We start from the raw sequence: 782 nt of genomic DNA, 5'->3' as shown, positions 1-782 counted from the left end.
CCGTCGAGCTCAGCCGAGTAGCGCACACCGCTCGCGGTCGACACGACCTCGCTGATCCGCAGATCGGCCGACTCCGACTCACCGTACGTGAAAACGGTCTTGCCCTTGGCCCGCAGCGCGGCGATCAGGTCCTGCGTGCCCGGGTCGTCGGCACAGGTGACCACAAAACCGTCCGGGGCCGCGAGCTCGGCGAACTGCAGGAAACCGGCCTTGAGCCCCTCGAGGTCGCCCCAGTTGTTGAGGTGGTCGCCCTCGATGTTGGTGATGATCGCGACGTGCGGCCGGTAGATCAGGAACGACTTGTCGCTCTCGTCGGCCTCGACCACGAAGTGCGGGCCGGTGCCGTGGTGGCCGTTCGAGCCGGCCTCGCTGATCTCGCCGCCGATCACGAACGACGGGTCCTGCCCGGCGTGCTGGAAGATCACCGTCATGATCGACGTCGTGGTCGTCTTGCCGTGCGTGCCGGCCACCGCGATCGCCTGCCGGCCGGTCATCGCGGCGGCCAGCGCCTCGGACCGGTGCAGCACCCGCAGCCCGCGCCGGCGGGCCTCGGCCAGCTCGAGGTGCTCGTACGGGATGGCGGTCGAGTAGACGACCGTGTCGACGCCGTCGAGGTTCTCGGCCACGTGAGCCATGTGGATCGTGCCGCCCAGCGCCCGCAACCCGGCCAGGGCCGGCCACTCGCGCAGCTCGCTGCCCGACACCGGCACGCCGCGGGTCAGCAGCAGGCGGGCCAGCCCGGCCATGCCCACCCCGCCGATGCCGATGAGATGCACGTTGCC

1 protein-coding gene is annotated in these 782 nt (G+C 70.7%); it reads right to left on the bottom strand.

Going from position 1 to position 782, the window contains the following annotated elements:
• A partial coding sequence (locus M1L60_RS46710; protein ID WP_256518845.1) for a UDP-N-acetylmuramate--L-alanine ligase occupies window positions 1–782 on the bottom strand: 782 nt, incomplete at both ends.

The sequence above is a fragment of the Paractinoplanes aksuensis genome (assembly GCF_024137025.1).
In the GTDB taxonomy this organism is placed as follows: domain Bacteria; phylum Actinomycetota; class Actinomycetes; order Mycobacteriales; family Micromonosporaceae; genus Actinoplanes; species Actinoplanes aksuensis.
Note: the sequence above shows the minus strand (reverse complement) of the source record. Positions and strands in the feature narration are given on the sequence as shown.